At 56.0% G+C, this 20,218-nt stretch carries 21 protein-coding genes and 1 pseudogene; 18 read left to right on the forward strand and 4 right to left on the reverse strand.

The annotated features are described in order from the left end of the window. Nucleotides 1-11: 11 nt before the first annotated feature. Both H0485_RS18475 and wecB read right to left on the reverse strand, forming a co-directional pair. Nucleotides 12-1,274, reverse strand: a complete 1,263-nt coding sequence (locus H0485_RS18475; RefSeq protein WP_226937401.1) for a glycosyltransferase family 4 protein — start codon at nucleotides 1,272-1,274, stop codon at nucleotides 12-14. Continuing rightward, nucleotides 1,271-2,428, reverse strand: coding sequence for a non-hydrolyzing UDP-N-acetylglucosamine 2-epimerase (wecB, locus tag H0485_RS18480; protein WP_226937402.1), 1,158 nt, complete (start codon nucleotides 2,426-2,428; stop codon nucleotides 1,271-1,273). The genes H0485_RS18475 and wecB overlap by 4 nt, the downstream gene beginning before the upstream one ends. Nucleotides 2,429-2,964: 536 nt before the next feature. Between wecB and H0485_RS18485 the strand changes: the two genes are divergently transcribed. The 14 genes and pseudogenes from H0485_RS18485 to H0485_RS18550 all read left to right on the forward strand — a co-directional run bounded on the left by H0485_RS18485 (nucleotide 2,965) and on the right by H0485_RS18550 (nucleotide 16,451). Beyond that, the gene (locus H0485_RS18485; protein ID WP_226937403.1) at nucleotides 2,965-4,191 is read left to right on the forward strand and encodes an IS256 family transposase; all 1,227 of its coding nucleotides are present in this window, start codon (nucleotides 2,965-2,967) and stop codon (nucleotides 4,189-4,191) included. 66 nt (nucleotides 4,192-4,257) lie between these two features. Then, nucleotides 4,258-4,389, forward strand: a pseudogene (locus tag H0485_RS18490) (transposase); the annotation flags it as partial. A gap of 107 nt (nucleotides 4,390-4,496) precedes the next feature. Then, entirely contained in the window at nucleotides 4,497-5,396 is a 900-nt protein-coding gene (locus tag H0485_RS18495; protein ID WP_226937404.1) for an aldo/keto reductase, read from the forward strand. After that, nucleotides 5,393-6,289: a Gfo/Idh/MocA family oxidoreductase gene (locus H0485_RS18500; protein WP_226937405.1), complete on the forward strand. Its 897-nt coding sequence runs from the start codon at nucleotides 5,393-5,395 to the stop codon at nucleotides 6,287-6,289. The genes H0485_RS18495 and H0485_RS18500 overlap by 4 nt, the downstream gene beginning before the upstream one ends. Next, nucleotides 6,289-7,047 (forward strand): SDR family NAD(P)-dependent oxidoreductase, encoded by a 759-nt coding sequence (locus tag H0485_RS18505; RefSeq protein ID WP_226937406.1) that lies wholly within the window; start codon nucleotides 6,289-6,291, stop codon nucleotides 7,045-7,047. The genes H0485_RS18500 and H0485_RS18505 overlap by 1 nt, the downstream gene beginning before the upstream one ends. Further along, complete coding sequence (locus tag H0485_RS18510; RefSeq protein ID WP_226937407.1) at nucleotides 7,044-7,754, forward strand: acylneuraminate cytidylyltransferase family protein; 711 nt, start codon at nucleotides 7,044-7,046, stop codon at nucleotides 7,752-7,754. Before H0485_RS18505 ends, H0485_RS18510 begins: the two co-directional genes overlap by 4 nt. Continuing rightward, on the forward strand, nucleotides 7,751-8,848 hold the full coding sequence (gene pseG / locus H0485_RS18515) for a UDP-2,4-diacetamido-2,4,6-trideoxy-beta-L-altropyranose hydrolase (protein ID WP_226937408.1): 1,098 nt from the start codon (nucleotides 7,751-7,753) through the stop codon (nucleotides 8,846-8,848). The genes H0485_RS18510 and pseG overlap by 4 nt, the downstream gene beginning before the upstream one ends. Further along, nucleotides 8,839-9,360: a GNAT family N-acetyltransferase gene (locus H0485_RS18520; RefSeq protein ID WP_226937409.1), complete on the forward strand. Its 522-nt coding sequence runs from the start codon at nucleotides 8,839-8,841 to the stop codon at nucleotides 9,358-9,360. Before pseG ends, H0485_RS18520 begins: the two co-directional genes overlap by 10 nt. Nucleotides 9,361-9,362: 2 nt before the next feature. Next, entirely contained in the window at nucleotides 9,363-10,409 is a 1,047-nt protein-coding gene (gene pseI / locus H0485_RS18525) for a pseudaminic acid synthase (protein WP_226937410.1), read from the forward strand. A gap of 6 nt (nucleotides 10,410-10,415) precedes the next feature. Next, a complete protein-coding gene (locus tag H0485_RS18530; protein WP_226937411.1) occupies nucleotides 10,416-11,639 on the forward strand; it encodes a polysaccharide biosynthesis protein in 1,224 nt (407 codons plus the stop codon). A gap of 100 nt (nucleotides 11,640-11,739) precedes the next feature. After that, the gene (locus tag H0485_RS18535; protein ID WP_226937412.1) at nucleotides 11,740-13,134 is read left to right on the forward strand and encodes a capsular polysaccharide export protein, LipB/KpsS family; all 1,395 of its coding nucleotides are present in this window, start codon (nucleotides 11,740-11,742) and stop codon (nucleotides 13,132-13,134) included. A gap of 11 nt (nucleotides 13,135-13,145) precedes the next feature. Beyond that, nucleotides 13,146-14,318 carry a UDP-4-amino-4,6-dideoxy-N-acetyl-beta-L-altrosamine transaminase gene (gene pseC, locus H0485_RS18540; protein ID WP_226937413.1) on the forward strand — a complete coding sequence of 391 codons (1,173 nt, stop codon included), beginning with the start codon at nucleotides 13,146-13,148 and terminating at the stop codon, nucleotides 14,316-14,318. 9 nt (nucleotides 14,319-14,327) lie between these two features. Continuing rightward, nucleotides 14,328-15,326 (forward strand): polysaccharide biosynthesis protein, encoded by a 999-nt coding sequence (locus tag H0485_RS18545; RefSeq protein ID WP_226937414.1) that lies wholly within the window; start codon nucleotides 14,328-14,330, stop codon nucleotides 15,324-15,326. A 3-nt stretch (nucleotides 15,327-15,329) separates the two neighbouring features. After that, a complete protein-coding gene (locus H0485_RS18550) occupies nucleotides 15,330-16,451 on the forward strand; it encodes a polysaccharide biosynthesis C-terminal domain-containing protein (protein WP_226937415.1) in 1,122 nt (373 codons plus the stop codon). Nucleotides 16,452-16,528: 77 nt separating this feature from the next. Here H0485_RS18550 and tnpB (H0485_RS18555) read toward each other — a convergent pair whose 3' ends face one another. Continuing rightward, nucleotides 16,529-16,753, reverse strand: a complete 225-nt coding sequence (gene tnpB / locus H0485_RS18555; protein WP_226937422.1) for an IS66 family insertion sequence element accessory protein TnpB — start codon at nucleotides 16,751-16,753, stop codon at nucleotides 16,529-16,531. 171 nt (nucleotides 16,754-16,924) lie between these two features. Here tnpB (H0485_RS18555) and tnpA point away from each other — a divergent pair, with 171 nt between their 5' ends. The 4 genes from tnpA to H0485_RS18575 are packed head-to-tail and all read left to right on the forward strand — an operon-like array spanning nucleotide 16,925 to nucleotide 19,983. After that, nucleotides 16,925-17,329, forward strand: a complete 405-nt coding sequence (gene tnpA / locus H0485_RS18560; protein WP_226937416.1) for an IS66-like element accessory protein TnpA — start codon at nucleotides 16,925-16,927, stop codon at nucleotides 17,327-17,329. Continuing rightward, entirely contained in the window at nucleotides 17,326-17,676 is a 351-nt protein-coding gene (gene tnpB, locus H0485_RS18565; protein WP_226937417.1) for an IS66 family insertion sequence element accessory protein TnpB, read from the forward strand. Before tnpA ends, tnpB (H0485_RS18565) begins: the two co-directional genes overlap by 4 nt. 58 nt (nucleotides 17,677-17,734) lie before the next feature. Further along, nucleotides 17,735-19,387 (forward strand): IS66 family transposase, encoded by a 1,653-nt coding sequence (gene tnpC, locus H0485_RS18570; protein WP_226937418.1) that lies wholly within the window; start codon nucleotides 17,735-17,737, stop codon nucleotides 19,385-19,387. After that, nucleotides 19,384-19,983 (forward strand): plasmid pRiA4b ORF-3 family protein, encoded by a 600-nt coding sequence (locus H0485_RS18575; RefSeq protein WP_226937419.1) that lies wholly within the window; start codon nucleotides 19,384-19,386, stop codon nucleotides 19,981-19,983. Before tnpC ends, H0485_RS18575 begins: the two co-directional genes overlap by 4 nt. A gap of 10 nt (nucleotides 19,984-19,993) precedes the next feature. Here the strand turns inward: H0485_RS18575 and H0485_RS18580 are convergent. Beyond that, nucleotides 19,994-20,218: IS4/Tn5 family transposase DNA-binding protein (locus H0485_RS18580; protein ID WP_226937420.1), on the reverse strand; the 225-nt coding region annotated here is incomplete at its 5' end.

Genomic DNA, 20,218 nt, shown 5'->3' on the forward strand with positions numbered 1-20,218 from the left:
AAGAAGCGGCTTCAGCGACGTTTTGCCGCCGCCTCTCGTAGCCAGGCCTCAAGATCACCATAAACCTGTTCTGCGGAATATTGTGACTCATAGAAGTCGCGCGCCCGTGCGCCCATCGCCTGACGCTCATCTTCTGGCAGATCCATCAACCGGGTAACGGCCTCAGCCAAAGCTTCGGGTTGTGAGGGCGGGGCGGTGATGCCTGCGCCGGAAGCGGCTATCACCCGCGTGCCCTCACCGCCGATGGCGGCAAGGATCGGGCGGCCGCAGGCCATGTAGCATTGCACCTTATAAGGTACGATCCGGTTGAAGATCTCGCTGTCGCGCAGAGACACTATTAATGCATCTGCCTGCGCGAAAAAACCCGGCATGCTCTCTTCCGGGTGGCGCCCGAGCAGATGGAAATGACCTGTGATCCCCAGCTCATGCGCCCTTTTTCTCACTCGTTCCAGATCGCGGCCGCTGCCGATGATGACCCAGTGCAGCTCTGTTCTATTTCGCAGAAGATGCGCTGTGGCGAGCAAAGTATCGAAATCCTGGCTTTCACCGATATTACCAGCGAACATCACCCGGAAACCGGCCCCGGGCACAAGGGCACCCGCATCGGGGGCATCCGTCGCAGCCATGGGCCGATACATTGCCGGTGCCGTGTTCGGAAGCACGCGGATACGGTTCTCGGCAATGCCAAAACGCGAGATCATTGGAGGGAAAGCGGCACTCTGCACCAGGACCAGATCAGCGCGGCGGAAAAGCCAGCCACAGACAGCGCTGAGGGCCCGGACCACCAACGGATTCTTCAACCGCAGCGTTTCGATGGCGGTTTCGGGCCAGATGTCCTGAACCCAATAGACCGTGGGCACACCACGAAACCATTTCAGCATGATCGCGGGCAGAGCCTGGAAGGGCGGCGACGGCATCGACACGAAAGACACATCAGGCCTTCGCTTCACCTTGCGCAATGCCGTCCATGTTCCTGTCACCGGAAAGGTGACATAGTTCAGAAGCAATCGCAGCTTGCTTTTTCCACGTGCCACTGAGCGCGCCCGGTGCACGCGCGCACCTTTCCAGTCTTCTTCGCGGCGCTGGCTGTTTGAATAGCCTTCAAAGAATGTCTCGCGCCCGTAATTCGGCACTCCGGTTATCACGTCGACAGAATGGCCGCGCCGGATCAGCTCTTCGGTGATGGCATTGTTACTGAACTGTTCGGGAAAGAAGTATTGCGAGACGAAAGCTATAGAGAGCGGTTTCTTTGTGTCAGGGCCGGCGTCACTCATGTCAGATCGTTCATCCTGATGCCGTCCCAGCCATTCGACAACCGCGCCGTGCCGAGGATCAGGCTGAGAACCCGCTCGGAGGTATTGTCGATGGCATAGTCCTCGGGCAGCGGATGGCGGCGGCCAGCGGCCTGGCGCTCGGCATGGAGCCGGGTCACAGCTTCCACAGCCTCGCGGATAGTGTCGGGGTTGAGACCTGTCACTAGGATGCAGCCGACGTCCAGCCCTTCGGGCCGTTCGATCGCATCGCGTGGCGTGATCGCGGGGAACTGCAGGATCGAGCTTTCTTCGGCGATGGTACCGCTGTCTGAAATAGCGCAGAAGGCGTTCATCTGCAGGGCGTTGTAATCATGGAACCCGAAGGGCGTCATGTATTGCACACGCGGATCGAAAGCGCCGTCTTCGCCCAGGGCTTCCAGCCGTTTGCGGGTGCGTGGATGGGTAGAGACGATCACGGGCATGTCGTGATCCCGCGCCAGGCTGTTCAGTGTGTCACGAAGCGAGCGCAGGCGTACGGCATTGTCGACATTCTCCTCGCGGTGCAGCGAGACGATGAAATAGCTCTGTCGCTTAAGCGAGAGCCGTGACAGTACATCCGAGGCATCGATACGATCACGGTAGTGTTCCAATACCTCCCGCATAGGCGATCCGGTCAGATAAATCCGGCGGTGCTGAATGCCTTCGGACAGAAGATGCCGGCGGGCATGTTCGGTATAGACCAGATTGAAGTCTGCAATGTGGTCGACCAGCTTTCGGTTGGTCTCTTCCGGTACGTTGCGGTCGAAGGAGCGATTGCCCGCCTCCATGTGATAGACTGGCACCTTCAGCCGTCGGGCAATTATCGCCGAAATCGCAGAATTGGTATCGCCGAGGATCAGCACCGCATCGGGCTTTTCCTCACGGATGACTTTTTCGCTCTCGATCAGGATCTTGCCAAGTGTTTCTCCAAGAGAGCCACCGCCGGTGCCAAGGAAATGGTCTGGCTTGTGCACACCCAGATCCTCAAAGAAGACTTCATTCAGGGAATGGTCCCAGTTTTGTCCGGTATGGACCAAGACATGGTCGGTAAAGGCATCGAGCCGCGCCATGACCCGTGACAGTCTGATGATCTCGGGTCGGGTTCCGAGGATGGTCATCACTTTCAGTCGGGACATGGTCAATCCTGCAAAACGGGTTCGGAATATGTGTCCGGCGCGGCCGGGTCAAAGAGATCAAGTGTTCAGAACAGCGTCAGAAGCGGCTGCTTTCCGATGTTCTGGATGGAATGAGGGTGAAATACTGGCATGTCAACCGATGCTGTGTGGTCGACGTTTTCAACATTTTCACCATCGTAAGGAAGATTCGGATAGTGGTCCGGGAATATCAGACCTCTTTGGTAATCGAGGATCGCCCCGGATGGTGGTACCGTTCAACACGGCACTGGAGGATATATCGTTCGAATAGCCCCATGTTTCGTGGACGCCTTCTTTGCTAATTTTGAGGCAAGGAGGCCATGATGGGCACGGCCACTTTCAGCGACGAGTTCAAGCGTGATGCGCGCAGATCACGGAACGGGGCTCCCCGGTCAGCGAGGTTTCTTAACGGCTCGGCGGTCGTGTCTCGGAAGTGGTAAAAATTGGCTTGCGGCGTAATCTCCGGGTGAACCAACACCCACCCAACCGGCGGCGGCAACCGCCAGGGAGATCACGCCATGAAGCAGAATACCGACAGCTCATCCTTTTCGCTACTGCCCGACGCAGGGGCGTATGATCCGATCGAGGATCGCCTTCGGGCAAATGTCCGTGCCACCATTGAGGCCATGTTCGAAGAGGAACTGGCCGACTTTCTTGGAAGGTTTCGTTACGGCCGCGGCAACGAGCGGGCCAAGGGCTACCGCCACGGGCATCGCGATCGGCAGCTGACCGGCACATTCGGCACTGAGACGGTGCGGGTTCCTCGTGCCCGGATCGAGAACGAAGCCGGCAAGATCACCGAATGGCGCTCGAAGGCACTGCCCCGCCACAGGCGGCTGACAAAGAAGGCCGAGGCCCTGATCGCGGCGGTCTACCTGGCCGGCACCAACACGCGCCGGGTCAAGCGGGCGCTGTTTGGACTGTTCGAGGGGGCGGTGAGCAAGGACGTGGTCAGCCGGGCCTGGCGCAAGGTGAAGCTCGATTGGGACGCGTGGTCCACCCGCGACCTGGCCGAGGAGGATATCGTGCGGCTCATCCTCGACGGCACCGTCATAAAGACCCGGCTGGACCGCAAGGCCACCAACATCTCGGTGCTGGCGGCGATCGGTGTTCGGCGCGACGGACAAAAGGTGCTCCTCTCAATCAGGAACATGGGCGGCGAAAGCACGGCTGCCTGGAGCCAATTCCTCACCGATCTGGACGCGCGGGGCCTGAGGCGGCCCGAGTTCGTAATCGTTGACGGCGCCCCCGGCCTTGAAGCCGCGCTTGTGGCACTCTGGGGCGAGGATCTGGCCATTCAACGCTGCACGGTTCACAAGCACCGCAACCTGCTAGGCCACGCCCCAAAGCGCCTGCATGACGAGCTGAGCGAAGACTACCGCGACATGATCTACGCCGACAGCGCCGCCGAGATCGAGACGCGCCGCAAGGCCTTCCTCCGCAAGTGGAAGCTCAAGTACCGGGCCGTGGCCGATAGCCTCGAGGAGGCCGGCGATCGCCTTTTCAGCTTCACCCGCCTCGATCCGTCGCAATGGAAATCCGCACGGACCACCAACGCCATTGAGCGTCTGAACGAGGAGTTCAGACGCCGCATCAAGACCCAGACCGTGCTGCCCTGCGCCGAGACCGTGCCGATGCTGCTCTGGGCGCTCTTGGCGTCAGGGCAGATCCAGATGCGAAAGGTCGATGGCTGGGAAACCCTTTCTCAGCCTCTCGTGCCGATGTCCCTTGACCTCGCCGCCTGAATGGACCCAATGTCACATGCTCGGAGCCCGCTGCTCGGCAATTCCCACCACATTCGCGACACGACCCGGCTCGGGGTGAGCAAGCACTCGCTCTATGCCTGGAAGCGCAAGTTCGCGAAGACAGCATCAGGCGAGACAGAGAAAGACGCAGAGATCAGGCTATTGAAGCGCGAGTTGGCACGAGTGTCGGAGGAGCGTGGCTCGGGGCTATTCATTTGCCTATGCTGCTCCCGTCTCTATAAGTGCCATTACGTAAACTTATCTAGAGTTGTCGCAAATATTCGCGACGATATCGGGTTCCCAAAATGAATACTGACTATGATGTTTCGCTCTCGCAAAAAATAGTTTTGGGGACGGTTCAATTTGGGCTTTCGTACGGGATTGCTAACTCTCGTGGTCAACCCGATGTAGGGCTAGTTAGGGAGATTCTTGACCGCGCTTATAGCGCGGGTATCCGGATACTAGATACTGCGGCTGCATATGGACAAAGCGAAGCGGTCCTGGGAGCATGTAGTACTGATCGCTGGGAGATTATAACTAAAATTCCTTCTCTGGCCGAGTGTGACGATGCGCGGGTGGGACAGCTTGCACGCGAATCTGTGATGCGTTCATTAGAGTTGTTGCGCACAAATAAGCTGCATGCGGTCTTGGTACATGATGTGCGGGACTTGACGGGAGCACGTGGGCGCAAAATTCGTGAGGCGTTGAGGGGGCTGTTAGCGGAGGGATTAATTGGCAAGCTAGGAGCTTCTGTCTATGATCCTGCGGACCTCTATGGTCTTGAGGAAAGTGGCATCGTTCAGGCTCCATTCAATGTCTTGGATCAACGCATGGGCACCGATGTGACGCGTGCCGAACTGTGCAGGCTAGGGGCAGATCTTCACGTGCGTTCTGTCTTCCTGCAAGGACTGTTGCTGATGAAGACTGCAGCTAGGCCTTCTCGCTTCGCACAATGGGCCCCAGTGCTAACGCGCCTTGACGAGCAGATCACCCGAAGTGGCGTATCGGCTGCTGCATTCTGTCTAGGTTTTGTCGCTCAGCACATCAGTGTTTCCCGTGTGGTTGTTGGTGTCGATTGCGTTGAGCAACTCGAAGATCTTGTCAGTGCCTTAGCGATAGGTCAGGAGACCGTCATCGAAGCTCGAGATCTTGCGTTCGACGACCCTGAGCTGATCGACCCTCGTAAATGGAAAAATAATCCATGACCATCAAGCTGGGCATCATCGGGACGTCACCGGGTAATGGCCACCCATACTCTTGGTCCGCGATCTGTAACGGTTACGACCCTGCCGCAATGGTTAACTGTGGCTTCTCAGTTATTCCGCAATACTTGGGCCAGAGAACTTGGCCAGAGGACCAGCTCCCGGGCGTGCAGGTGACCCATGTCTGGACCCAGGATTTGGCTGAATCGCGGAAGATCGCTGAGGCTGCTCGTATCAAAACGATTGTTGTCCGCCCCGAAGATATGATGGACGAGATTGACGCACTGCTTCTGGCGCGGGACGATGCCGAGAACCATCTGAGGCTGGCTGAGCCTTTCCTACGGGCCGGCTTACCGGTTTATATCGACAAGCCGATCGCTCTGTCGGAAGCTGATTTCAACGCGTTGCTTTCTTTGCAGCGGCGCCCAGGACAGATCTTCAGCTGTTCAGCCCTGCGCTTTGCCGAAGAATTGCAGCTTGATGCGGTCACGCACCAGCGGGTTGGGCCAATCCGTCTGGTCCAGGCGATGACACCTAAGTACTGGCAAACCTACGCAGTCCATTTGATAGATCCTGTGCTGCGAATGCTAGGGCACGAGGCCGAGGTGCAGAAACTCTTCTCTGGCCCGGTTGGGAAAGACGGGCGCCTCTTGGCCCTACGATGGCCTGATGGCGGGCCCGATGTACACTTGATGACCACGGGCAGCAGTATCCCATCACCGCTGACGTTCCGTGTGGTTGGTGAGGGGGGCGAGGTGACATTAGCTTTTCAGGACAGTTTTTCAGCTTTTCGAACGGCACTAGCTGAATTTTTAGCAGGTGTGGAGGAGGGGAGCTCGCGCCTGTCCCAGGCATTCAACCGCCGCGCGGTACAGATTATCGAAATGGGATTATAATGACGAAGACAGTGGTCATCACTGGAGCCTCTGGTACACTCGGCTGCGCTATTGCCCAACATCTGGCGACACTTGGCTGGAACTTAGTGCTCACCTCACGCGATGCCTCTAGCTGCCAGCCGCTGGCGAAGAAATTGCGCACAGCCGGCGTGCGAGTTGAGACCTTATCGCTGGACCTTTTGGATCGTGAGAGCACCGAGACGTTGTCGGACAGGATCGCGGAGAAGGGGGTGTGCGTTACCCATGTAGTGAGCAATGCGCGCTCTCTTGATGCGTTGACGGTTGGGCAAGATGGGCTGGCGCAGCCAGAACCCTTCATCAGCGAGCTAACCATTGATGTCGTGGGCCCCTACCGGCTGTTGATGAGTTTTGCCCGCGACGAGCGTCATAATCTCAGCGGTGTCGTTACTGTTGGCTCTCAATATGGCGAGGTCGCGCCTAATCCGGCGCTTTATGATGGGGATCTCAGTCGCTCACCTGTGCAATACGGCGTGGCCAAGGCCGCGCTACACCATCTGACCCGTGAGTTGGCAGTACGTCTAGCGCCTACAGTACGGGTTAATTGTGTTGCCTATGGTGGCTTTGTCGGCCGCACCGATGACGCCTTTCAAGAACGATATGCGCGGCTTGCACCCCTTGGCCGGATGTTGAGAACCACGGATGCGGGGGGGCCAGTGGCGTTCCTCTTGGACGATGCTGCTGCCTCGGCAGTGACGGGCCACGTGCTTGTAGCAGATGGTGGATGGAGCGTCTGGTGAGCAAGATTGCGATCATTCCCGCCCGCGGCGGATCGAAGCGGATCCCGCGCAAGAATATTACCCCATTCCGTGGGAGGCCTATGATCAGCTGGACCATCGAAGCGGCGCTAGAAAGTGGCATTTTCGACAGGATTTTAGTCTCTACTGACGATGAGGAGATAGCCGATTGCGCTCGCTTAGAGGGTGCTGAGGTGCCCTTTCTGCGTAATACACACGCCGATGACAATAGCCCGGTCAGTGAGGCAATTATTACCGCGCTGTGCCAAGCTGGCGAGCATTACGGTGAGACATTCGATACCGTAGTGCAACTGATGCCCAATTGCCCGCTCCGCGGAGCGACTGAGATCCGCGAAGCTTGGGAGCAATACAGACAAGGTTCCCATAGTTTCCAGATCAGCGCCTTTGAATTTGGATGGATGAACCCTTGGTGGGCCGGGCGCCTTAACGCTGACTTCCAACCAGATTGGCTTTTTCCAGAGGAGCGTATGAGGCGCTCGCAAGACCTCGACCGCCTTTATTGTCCGACTGGCGCGATCTGGATTGCCGACGCCGCAGCTCTACTTGAGGCTCGTACCTTCTACGGGCCGGGGCATGTGCTATGCCCAATGCATTGGCAAGCGGCCGTCGATATCGACGATTACAACGACTTCGATATGGCTGAGGTGCTGGCCGAGCTCTCGGTCCGTGGGCCGAGAGCTGCGCGATGAGACAGCGAGTTGTTTTCAGGGTGGATGCCTCCCTGGCCATCGGTACGGGACATGTAATGCGCTGCCTGACGCTCGCTGATGCACTACGGATGCGGGGAGCGGAGTGTCACTTTGTAACTCGAGACCTGCCAGGACATTTGGGTTCACTTATCGCGCAAAGAGGATTTGGCGTTTCCCTTTTGCCCGCTCCCTCCGGACCAGCGTCTAAGGGAGCGCCCGCTCACGCTACCTGGGCCGGCGTTAGTTGGGAACAGGACATAACTGAAACCTTAGCCGTGATTTCTTCAGCCAATTGGTTAGTGGTTGACCATTATGCTTTTGGCGCACGCTGGCAACAGGAGCTTTGTAATCGAGTCGGCCAGATAATGGTCATCGATGACCTCGCGGATAGATCTCATGTGGCTGCAGTACTTCTGGATCAGAACCTCGGCAGTGAGGCTACGGATTACGAAGGTTTGTTGCCTAAATCCTGTCGTCTCTTAACCGGCCCCCGCTACGCGTTATTGCGCCCAGAGTTCGCTGCTCAGCGCGAGGCAGCGCTGGCTCGGCGACATAATACTAGGTTTAGACATCTGATGATTACCATGGGCGGCACAGATCCCATTGACGCCTCTTCAACTGTTCTGAGAGCGCTCAAACGTGCCGATCTGCCGCAAGGTCTGAGAATTAGCGTCGTTATGGGTAGTAGAGCCCCTGCGTTGGCAGCGGTGCGTGAAGTCGCCGCTTCTATGCCTTTGCCGACCGAAGTTCTGGTTGATGTCCGAGACATGGCCACCATGATGGCGGACGCTGATCTCGCAATTACTGCGGGTGGCAGCACAAACTGGGAGCGATGCTGCTTGGGCCTACCTGGGATCGTGATCGAGACGGCTGAGAACCAGGCGCGTTCCGTTACGGCGATGATAGAGGCGGGCGTGGCGCTCGGGTCGGGTAGCCTATCGGAGCCGAACTTTGCTGACAGTCTCTTGGAAGCGGTTCGACAAATGCAGGATACCGATTTCCGAACAGAAATTTCAAAACGAGCAGCCTCTATATGCGCGGGAAATGGTGCGATGCTTATCGCTGATTTTTTAGGAGAAGAGCAGTGGAAGTAAGTATTTGCCCGCTGACCTTGTCAGACATTACTGACGAGTTCGTATCGTGGCACCAGAATAGCGATGGTCACCTCGATTTCTACACCGGCGACCGTCGCAGCTTCTCTCGTGAGAAACTAATTTCCTGGATCGAAAACGCGGAAGAAAGAAACACTTTCTTCTATATGATAATGGTTAACCAGAATATTCCTGTCGGTACAATCAAAATTGGTCCGATTGATATGAATAACAAAACATCTGATCTGGCCTGTCTAATCGGAAATCGAAGATATGTTGGTAAGGGATTAGCATCGCGCGCCATTACCCAAGCGAATCATGTGGCATTCCAAAAATACGATGTGCGCCGATTGCAAAGCGGAATGTATGAAAACAATATAGCTTCGATCAAGGCTTATTGCCGCGCAGGTTGGTTCATTGAAGCTATAATGAAGGGTTACTATTGGGTTGATGGAGCGCCGATAGACCGGGTTTGTGTGGCATGTTTCAATCCAGAATATTTCCTTGAAGGCTGAAAATGAAAATAGAAAATCGTGAGATCGGTCGCCATCAACCTCCATATATCATTGCGGAGCTTTCTGCTAACCACAACGGGAGCCTCGAAACGGCGTGTAAAGTCGTCGATGAAGCTGCGAAAGCTGGTGCAGATGCGGTGAAACTTCAGACCTACACCGCCGACACAATTACCATAAAAAGTGATAAAAAAGAGTTCCAGATTAAGGGTGGGCTCTGGCACGGTCGCACTCTCTACGATCTTTACGAGCAGGCCTACACTCCTTGGGAGTGGCATGCTGTTCTTTTTGCGCATGCTAAGAAGCGCGGCATCACAATATTCTCCAGCCCCTTCGACCCGACCGCAGCCGATTTTCTGGATGAACTCGGTGCACCTGCCTTCAAAATCGCTTCGTTCGAGGCAATCGACCTGCCGCTGATTCGCTACGTCGCGGGAAAGCGCAAACCAATGATCATCTCGACCGGAATGGCCAATCTAGAAGAGATTGAAGAAGCAGTACAAGCGGCACGTGAGGGCGGCTGCGAGGAGTTGGCGCTCTTGCATTGCGTCTCGGGCTACCCCGCTCCGCCCGAGGACTATAAGCTCGCAACCATCGCTGACATGGAGCGCCGCTTCGGAGTGCCGATAGGGCTGTCAGACCACACGCTCAACAACGTCAGCGCCGTTGCCGCGGTGGCATTGGGCGCGACGGTGATAGAAAAACACTTCACACTCGACCGCAACGGCGGTGGCCCGGATGACAGTTTCTCGCTGGAACCATCTGACCTGGAACAACTCTGTCGCGACGCCCGCATTGCGTGGGAAGCCATCGGCAGCGTCGATTATGGGCTAAAATCGAGCGAGCGCTCGAACGCCGTATTCCGTCGCTCACTTTATGCCGTCCAGGACATAGTCAAGGGCAGTGTTATCACGGAGGAACATGTCCGCTCAATTCGCCCCGGTTATGGTCTTGCACCTAAGCATTTGAATCAAGTCATAGGTTCTATCGCCCGGGAAGACATCCCTCGGGCGTCCGCGATGCGATGGGAACTGATCAAGACCAAGTCCTGAGCCGCAATGCGACCGAACATTTTTTCCCGCTTTCTGCTCAGCTATCCGCTCCACCGAGCGACGGTGGCTGGGCTTAGCTTTATCGCCGTGATTATCGGAGCGCGTTATCTACCGTTTGAGAATTTCTCGTCCGCAATGTCGGCGGCCTTTTTAGTAAAGTTTCTTCAGATACTGAACTTTGGTGCGACGTCTGGATATTTCGTCAGTCGCTACGCGAAGGAGGGCACGCTGGGTGAGGGTGTGGCAGGAGCCGAACAACGGTTCTTAATCTTATTCGGTATACAGCTGATTTCCTTTGGGCTAGCATTTGCGATAGTCTCTTTCATATGGTTGCCGCAATATTTTTTCGGCGCCATCGCTTTTCTACTGGTCGCTCCTTGCTTTGCTGTCGAACCCTATGTCCGCTACCGGCGTAATTTTTCGTTCTCGCTAGTACCGGATCTGCTACTGAATGCGGGCCTCTTCAGCCTTATAGCCCTCCAAGGACTGGGATGGGCCAATATGATGACCTATCTGTTAGTGGTGGGCATACTTTCGGTTATTTTTTGGGTTACGACGATGCTCCGACATATCCCCAGCTGTGCCTCCGTACGCTTCGGAGGCGACGACTACCTCCAAGTCTTAGCACTCGGATGGCCGCTCTATCTGGGCTCGGCGCTGTTTCTTTTAGCCTCATCTATGGACCGACTGTTATTGTCGCTCTACGGCGAAGAAACGCAAATCTCGCTCTATTTCTTAGCGCATCAATTGTCAGTTGGCTCGATGATATTTGTAACCGCCATTAATTTTGTTAACACCGTTAATTTAGGCGAAGCACGACAGGAACGAGATAAAATCGAGCCTATGATGGTGTATGAAAAATTAAAATCGGCAGCCTTAGTAGCGACTGCTAGCTATTTTTCTCTCATTTCAGGAACCTTTATTTTAGAGTCCACCTTTCTTCCTAATACTTTCCACGGACTCAGCTCTATTGTAATAGTGCAGGGAGCAGGATTTGCTGCTTTTTATACCTCCAACTCGATCACTCCACTTGTCGCATATTTTCGCCACCAAATGCCACTGACTCTCTATATGGGACTGGTAGTATTGGCTCTTTTTCTCAATAATCTTTGGATATACATGAGCGGAATGAGCGTTCTATCTTTAGCAACAGGCACCACGATAATTTTTTCTATATATTCTATTTTTGCAATTATGTACACCTTTTATATTTTGAAAAAATGCACATAAAGATCATTTTCCCTTCATCATTTATTACCAACTCCTTCTTTGACTTGCGCAGTGTCATATCGTGCAATAACTGAGGTTAATTTTTAAAGGCTACATGTGCATGATCAAACCCACGACCGTTCTTCTTTATGTAAGACCTTGGAATGTCTCCCAGATGGAGCATCTAGCCCGCGGCGTGTGGGGGGGCGATGTAAACCTTGCGCTGGCAAGTGAGCATCGGTCTGTAGACCGCTGCAACCTAGCTAAGCGCTTCAATAGCGCTTATCTGTCATCTAAACCTAATGCCAAACTTCTTCACCTGACCGAGTCCGAAGCCCTAGATGTTACGCTGCGCTGCCGCCTGTTACGCAATATCGACCCTCGACTGGCGCGGCGTCTGCTGGTTGCAATGGAACAGAGCATTGAAGCGGTCCTTGATGAGACCGATCCTAAGGTCATGCTGTCACTAACCGTTGATAGCTACGTCATGGATTTGTTTGCTATTCTCTGCGGCCGTCGCGGCATCCGCTTCATAGGTTTAGTGCCGACTTTCATAAAAGAACATTTTCGGATTTCTACGCGAGGCGAGTACGTAGAGAGCCGAAACGTTACCGATGCCGAAATTGACGAAGCAATGGCTACGCTGATCGTAACAGATTACCGACCTGATTTTTTGGTTCAATCGACGCTCGAAATGCGCAAGCAAATGTGGCGGCTATGGTGGCGCAATTTACCGAAACCACTTTGGTTCGCGCTCCGCCGAATGAAGCCAGGAAATAAGCTGAATTATCATTATTGGGTATCGCAGAACATCGCTTTACAATACTGGAGCCTTTGGCCACAGCGTCTTGATGGTATCAGTGGTCCAGATTTGGTAGAAATTGCACATGATGGGGGGGCAGACTTGATCTACCTGCCGCTCCAAATGTCGCCAGAGGCAACTATCGATTACTGGAGTAGCGACACCCGTTGGATAGATTACGAGAATTTCATCCTTGACTTATTGCGTCAATATCGCGGCCGATGGCGATTCATGGTCAAAGAACACCCTAATCTTCTGGGATACCGCTCGCGAGGCTTCTATTCTCGGCTCAAGGCGGAGCCAAATTGCATCATGGTTTCACCCAAGGTCTCTTCCAACGAACTGGTTTCGGTATGCCGGGGCGTTTTGGTGTGCACGGGGACGGCAGGCTTCGAAGCGGCATTGCGAGGGAAGCCCGTTCTGAGCGACAGCAAGCCCTATTATGCCTCAGCAGGAGATTTGTTGCCCGTTAACGCGTTGGACAGTGATTTTTCATCGGGGATCGAGGGAACAACGGATCAGCGGCGCCTCATGGCACATCTCTTGCGTGGAATATTGCCTGGAAGGTTCCTTAACAACGGCACTTGGAGCGCGGATAATGCGCAGCATCGCCTATGGAACGACACAATGGTTGCTTCCATTCGTCACTACCTAAAGTGCGTGGACGATCTAAGCCTTGGCAATGAGGCAATAGAAGTACATCCCTCTCAATAGATGAGACCACAATGATACCCTACGGCAAACAAAATATTTCCGAGGAAGACATCGCAGCAGTCGTCAAGGTGCTGCGGTCAGATTTCATCACACAAGGACCGACGCTGCCGCGTTTTGAAAGAGCCATTGCCACCCACGCAGGTGCAGCGCATTGCATAGCTGTAAACAGTGCAACTAGTGCGCTGCATATTGGACTCCTCGCGCTCGATGTCGGGCCCGGAGATCTAGTCTGGACAAGCCCTATAAGCTTTGTTGCCTCGTCTAATGCCGCCCTCTATTGCGGTGCCGATGTCGATTTCGTTGATATCGCTCCCGACACATTCAACATGGATATGCAGGCGCTGGCCTCCAAGCTTAAGCTCGCTAAAGCCGCTGGCTGTTTGCCTAAGGTGGTGATCCCCGTACATATTTCTGGGCGCAGTTGCGATATGAAGGCGCTCGACATGTTACGTAAATCTTATGGATTCAAGGTATTAGAAGACGCCTCTCACGCAATTGGCGCTAACTACGATGGTCGGCCGGTCGGCTGTTGCGATTACAGCGAGCTTTGCGTATTCAGCTTCCATCCGGTTAAGATCATCACCACCGGCGAAGGGGGGGCGCTTACCACCAACGACCCTCTGCTAGCTAAGCGGCTGGCAGCATTGCGCAGCCATGGCATCACCCGCGACGCCAATGATATGGAGCGCTATGACGGACCGTGGTATTATGAGCAGCATAGCTTAGGCTACAATTATCGTATGACCGAAATCCAAGCCGCGCTTGGCCTCTCGCAGATGGCTCGCCTTGACCTCTTCGTCCAGCGCCGCCGCGAACTCGCTGAACGCTATGACCGCATCCTGTCGAACAGTGATTTCATACTGCCTGTCCTCGACAACGACGAAAGCCGTTCAGCGTGGCATCTGTATGTCGTTCGCCTGAGCGAAGGGATCAAACCGCTTACGCGGCTTCACCTCATCAATAAACTGCGTTCTGACGGGATCGGCGTCAATGTGCATTATATCCCGATCCCTCGGCAACCATTCTATCGAAACCTAGGGTTCGATCCGCAACAGTTTCCGGTCGCCGAAGGCTACTACGAAAGCGCAATAAGCCTTCCACTCTACTACGACATGACCGAGGATGAGCAGGATACTATTGTAAAATGCTTGCTGGAGCCTGCTGGCTTCCAGACGATTTTCTAAGAGGAACGGATGTTCAAGGGGAAAAAACTACTGATCACCGGAGGGACAGGTTCCTTCGGCTCCACTGTTCTGCAACGATTTGTCGGCAGTGATCTTGCAGAGATTCGCATTTTCAGCCGCGACGAGAAAAAGCAGGAGGATCAGCGGATCCAATATGGGTCCGACCAGCTTAGCTTCCACATCGGCGATGTGCGCGATCTGGCGTCTGTACGCTCGGCTATAGCGGACGTGGACTACATTTTTCATGCAGCTGCGTTGAAGCAGGTTCCATCTTGCGAGTTCTTTCCGATGGAGGCGGTAAAAACCAATGTCATAGGTACTGACAATGTCCTGACCGCTGCAATCGATGCCGGCGTGTCGCGTGTTGTCTGTCTGAGCACAGACAAGGCTGTCTATCCGATAAATGCGATGGGCATTTCCAAGGCGATGATGGAAAAAGTGGTCGGTGCCAAGGCGCGTAACAGTGCTGACACACGCATATCGATCACTCGGTATGGCAATGTGATTGGTTCGCGCGGGTCGGTGATCCCACTGTTCATGGAGCAGATCCGCCGTGGGCAGCCCATGACGATCACCAAGCCCAGCATGACCCGTTTTATGATGACGCTAGAGCAATCAGTCGATCTGGTGCTCTATGCGTTTGAGCATGGGTCGAAAGGTGACATCTTTGTACAAAAGGCCCCGGCAGCGCGGCTCAGCGTTCTTACCGAAGCTGTGGCACAATTAATGAACACCCCGAATGCACCAGTAAAGGTCATCGGCAAACGCCACGGAGAAAAGGACTACGAAGCGTTGCTCAGTGTCGAGGAGCTTGCCAGGGGGCAGGACCTCGGAACTTTCTTCAGGGTCGCACAGGATGGAAGGTCTCTAAACTACAGCCAGTTCATCACCGATGGCGAAGAGGACAACGACCTGTCACGCGATGGATATCATTCCAGCAATACCCAGCAACTTGACGCGCAAGGAGTTTGCGATCTCTTGCGCTCGACCGCGGCACTGGAATTCTGATCGATGATGCGTCTTGTCGTAACTGGGGCCTCGGGGTTTGTCGGGCAAAACCTTGTGGTAGTGCTCCGGGCCCAAGGGCATGAGGTCATTGCGCTTGGCCGTGGTTCTGAGCTTGCCGAACACCAAGGGATGCAAGTTGACCACATCTTTCATCTTGCAGGTGCAAACCGTCCGCCTGACGACAGTAGCTTTCAGGCCGATAATGTCGATTACGCGCAACAGGTGCTGGAGACCTTTCTCCCGCGAAGCGACAAAGCTTCGTTCCACTACGCCTCGACTATCCGCGTGTCACAGGACAGCACTTATGGCCGGTCCAAAAAGGCGGGCGAAGAGCTTGTCTGCAGGCTGGCACCAAAGGCAGGATGGGCAACGCGCATCTGGCGCCTGCCGAATCTGTTCGGGAAATGGTGCCGGCCTCGTTACAACTCTTTTGTGTCCACCTTTATGGAACAGGCCGTCCGGGCCGAACCCTTCAGCATCAATGATCCGGCATCTACGGTCGAGCTCCTATATGTCGATGATTGTATCGAATTGCTTTGTGCGCAAGTTCACCAAACAGACGGGCCAGGAATTTCTCTGATTGAAGATTTTCCTACGTATAGCACCACAGTTGGTGAGGTCGCCGCATTGATCGACAGTTTCCGCGCGCAGCACGACACGCCGCATCTGCCCGATGTCGAGCACGGTCTGGCGCGGAAGCTACATGCGACTTATCTCAGCTACCTTGAGCAAGAGGCGCGGATCTTCGCCTTGCCGCGTTTTGCTTCCGATACCGGCAGTTTTTGCGAACTTTTCAAGTCCGACGCGTTCGGTCAGGTCTCTAGCCTGACTATCGTACCGGGCGAGACGCGCGGGAACCACTATCACCATACCAAATGCGAAAATTTCCATATTGTTCATGGGAAAGTCCGTCTGACTGAGCGCGACATACGTGGTGGCGATGTGATATCGCGTGAGATCTTTGCGGGGGAGTCCTTCTGGACGCGTCCAGGCTGGGTTCATGCATTGACAAATACGGGAAAAGAAATCGTCGTGCTGGTGATCTGGGCAAACGAAATCTATGATCAGACGCGGCCGGATACGATTGCGTCTGATGCAGTGCGAACTTATCTGACGAAACAATGACCCGAAGTTCGACACCTCCGGCGCCATTTTGGCTGGCGTTGCGTGAGTGGGACACGTGAAAACAGATTATAGGGCAATTATCCTGCCGATTTGGGTCGCTGGGTCCAGCGTGGATTGCGCCAGTCTATCCCCTCCAGAAGATAGCCGAGCTGTGCACTGGAGACGGGCACAGCGGCTCCGCTCTGACTGACGGGCCAGATGAACTTGCCTGCCTCCAGCCGCTTCAGATAGAGCGACATGCCAACGCCGTCATGCCAAAGAATCTTGATCAGATCGCCTTTGCGGCCACGGAAGCAGAAGATCTCGCCTGTCCGCCGCCATGGGTGTTGATTGCCGCTTAGAACTGACCCATTGGGTCAGTTCTGCGCGGAAAATCACAGGTTGCCTTGATACGCAGGGCAGAGGCGGCAAAAGTATCCTTGCGGTGAGGGCCGTCTGCCCCGGTTTTGCGAATAGGCTTAAGGCATTGCCTTATGTCATATTCTACACATTCTCCCTCGATCGAGATTTTCACGGCTGATGAAACGGGCCGGCGTCGCCATTGGAGCGATGAGGATAAGCTGCGGATTGTTGAAGAGAGTTATCGCGGGGTGCGGCAAGGGTCGGCTACGGCGCGGCGTTACGGTATTTCGCGCTCACTCCTGTCGATCTGGCGGCGGGAACTTCGGCAGGGTTCTGACAGCGCAGCAGGCGACACGCCAGTTTTTACGCCACTGATGCTGGAGGCCGGTGCCCGGGCATCCGGCACAGGGTCTGCTGCAATGTCAGCGACGGATCAGATCGAGCTCTCTTTACGCAACGGACGGCGGATCAGCTTCTCGCCGTCGTTGCCGCCTGAGCTTTTGGCGCGCGTGTTGAATGTGGTGGATCCGCTGTGATTGCCTTTCCTGCGGGTGTCAAAGTCTGGATCGCCGGGTGCGTCACCGATATGCGTTGTGGCATGAACACCCTTGCGCTGAAGGTGCAGCAGGGCCTGGGCCGCGATCCCCATGGCGGCGAGATCTTCTGCTTCCGTGGCCGCAAAGGCGATCTGATCAAAATTCTTTGGCATGACGGCGTTGGCATGTCGCTCTATCTGAAGCGGCTGGAGGCAGGCAAGTTCATCTGGCCCGTCAGTCAGAGCGGAGCCGCTGTGCCCGTCTCCAGTGCACAGCTCGGCTATCTTCTGGAGGGGATAGACTGGCGCAATCCACGCTGGACCCAGCGACCAAAATCGGCAGGATAATTGCCCTATATTCCTTGTTTTGTTGGATTTTATGGCCCCGATGTGGTAGGCCTGCGCCATGTCAAAGACCGCGCCGGATATCGCCTCCCTCATGGCTGCCCTGGCAGCGGCTGAGGCGCGCGCCTCCGGATTAGAGGCCGACCTGCAGGCCACGCGGGCAGCTTTGAGCCAGGCCCAAGCAGTTGCCTCTGCTGCCGATGAGATGATCAAACACCTGCGCCTGCAGATCGCCAGATTGCGCCGCGATCAATACGGCCACAGTGCTGAGCGCCATGCCCGCCTGATTGAGCAGCTGGAGCTGCAACTCGAAGATCTGGAGGCCGATCAGGGCGAAGATCTGGCCCGCACGGATGCAGCGTCCGCCAGAAGCTCTGTGGCCGGCTTTGAGCGCCGCCGTCCCGCGCGCAAGCCGTTCCCGGAACACCTGCCGCGCGAGCGCGTGGTGGTCGAGGCCCCGGCCTCCTGCACCTGCTGCGGCTCAGGGCGCATCGTGAAGATGGGCGAAGACATCACCGAGACGCTGGAAGTCGTCCCGCGCCAGTGGAAGGTCATTCAGACGGTGCGTGAGAAGTTCACCTGCCGTGACTGCGAACGGATCAGCCAGCCGCCCGCGCCCTTCCATCCCACGCCGCGCGGTTGGGCAGGCCCGAACTTCCTGGCGATGGTGCTGTTTGAGAAGTTTGGGCAGCACCAGCCGCTTCACCGACAGGCGGAGCGTTATGCAAAGGAAGGTGTCGAGGTCAGCCTCTCGACATTGGCCGATCAGGTTGGCGCCTGTGCGGCCGCACTGGAGCCCATCCACGACATGATCCGTGCCCATGTGCTGGCGGCCGAGCGATTGCATGGAGACGATACAAGCGTGCCGCTGATGGCCAAAGGCGGCACCAAAACAGCCCGTTTGTGGACATGGGTGCGCGATGATCGGCCCTTTGCCGGTGGTGCACCGCCTGCGGCCCTCTATTACTTCTCGACCGACAGGCGGATGGAACATCCCACCCGGCATGTGGCAGGCTGGACAGGTGTCCTGCAAGCCGATGCCTATGGTGGCTATAACGACCTTTATCTGGCAGCGCGCAAGCCCGCGCCCGTTGCTTCTGCGCTGTGCTGGTCCCATGCCCGGCGCAGGTTCTTCGAGCTTGCCGATATCAAAGAGGCTGCCCGTAAAAAGAAGAAAGTCGCAGAGGTGATCGCACCTCTCGCCCTGGAAACCCTGCGCAGGATCGATGAGATCTTCGCGCAGGAGCGGGCGCTCACGGGTCAATCCCCGTCCGCGCGTCACAGTGTCCGCCAGCAGGTGCTGCGCCCCATAGTCGAAGACCTGCACGATTGGATGCGGCGGGAGCGAGCCGGCATGTCGCGGCATAATCCCGTCGGCAAGGCCATGGATTACATGATCGGCGAAAAGGGCCGCTGGGATGCCTTTACCCGCTTCCTCGACGACGGGCGGATCTGCCTGACCAATAATGCGGCTGAGCGGGCTCTGCGCGGTATCGCTCTTGGCCGAAAGGCCTGGCTCTTCGCAGGATCGCCCCGTGGCGGGGACAGGGCTGCCTTCATGTATAGCCTGATCGTCACAGCCAAAATGAACGATGTCGACCCTCAGGCCTGGCTTGCCGATGTTCTTGCACGCCTGCCCAACATGCCGATCTCGCGGTTGCATGAATTGCTCCCGTGGAACTGGCGCCAGCCTGCGCAAAGGATAGCCGCATGACCCTGATCGCCCGCCTCCGCATTATCCTCAACGATGTCGACCCGATGCCAATGCGTCAGATCGAGGTGCCGCTGAAGATCAGGCTGGATCGGCTGCACGAGGTGATCCAGGCCGCGATGGGCTGGACAGACACCCATCTTTACGAGTTCCGCGCCGGTGGTGCCGCATGGGGGGAGCCTGATCCCGATGGGTTCTACGATGGCCCGCTCCCTGCAAAAAAGACAACGCTGCAGAAAGTCATCGAGGACACCGGCGCGCGGACAATCCAGTATGTCTACGACTTCGGTGATGACTGGGACCATGCCATCCGGGTGGAAAAAGTAAGCGGAGTCATTCCGGGCGTCAGCTATCCGCGTCTCTTGATGGCCAGCGGAGCATGCCCTCCTGAGGACGTTGGTGGGGCATACGGCTATGAGGAGTTCCTTCAGGCCCTCACCGATCCCGGGCATGAGCAGCACGAAGAAATGGTCTACTGGTCAGGAGGCGAATTCGATCCCGAGGAGGCCCACCCCGAAAGGATCGTCGAGCGCTTTGCCCAGATCGCAAAGAAATGGGCTCCAAAGCCCGCCAAGCCCAAAGCTGTCTCCCTGGATTAAAAGCCGCGGCCTACGCCGGATGCTTACCGGCAAAATGGCCCTCAAGGATCTTGTCTTCACTGACATTTCCGTTGGAGAAGAAGCGGTAGGCGGCCTTAGTGTTCGACCAGTCCTGAAACGCCGTGGGCAGAGATTTGCCAGGGCGGTCCCCGAGAGCCTCAAGCATTGCTCCCAGGCGCCGGTTCAACCGGGCATCGCCCAGATCGCATCCTGACGTTTCCGTTTCCACCCAACT

The sequence above is a fragment of the Pseudogemmobacter faecipullorum genome (assembly GCF_020539525.1).
GTDB classification, from domain to species: domain Bacteria; phylum Pseudomonadota; class Alphaproteobacteria; order Rhodobacterales; family Rhodobacteraceae; genus Pseudogemmobacter; species Pseudogemmobacter faecipullorum.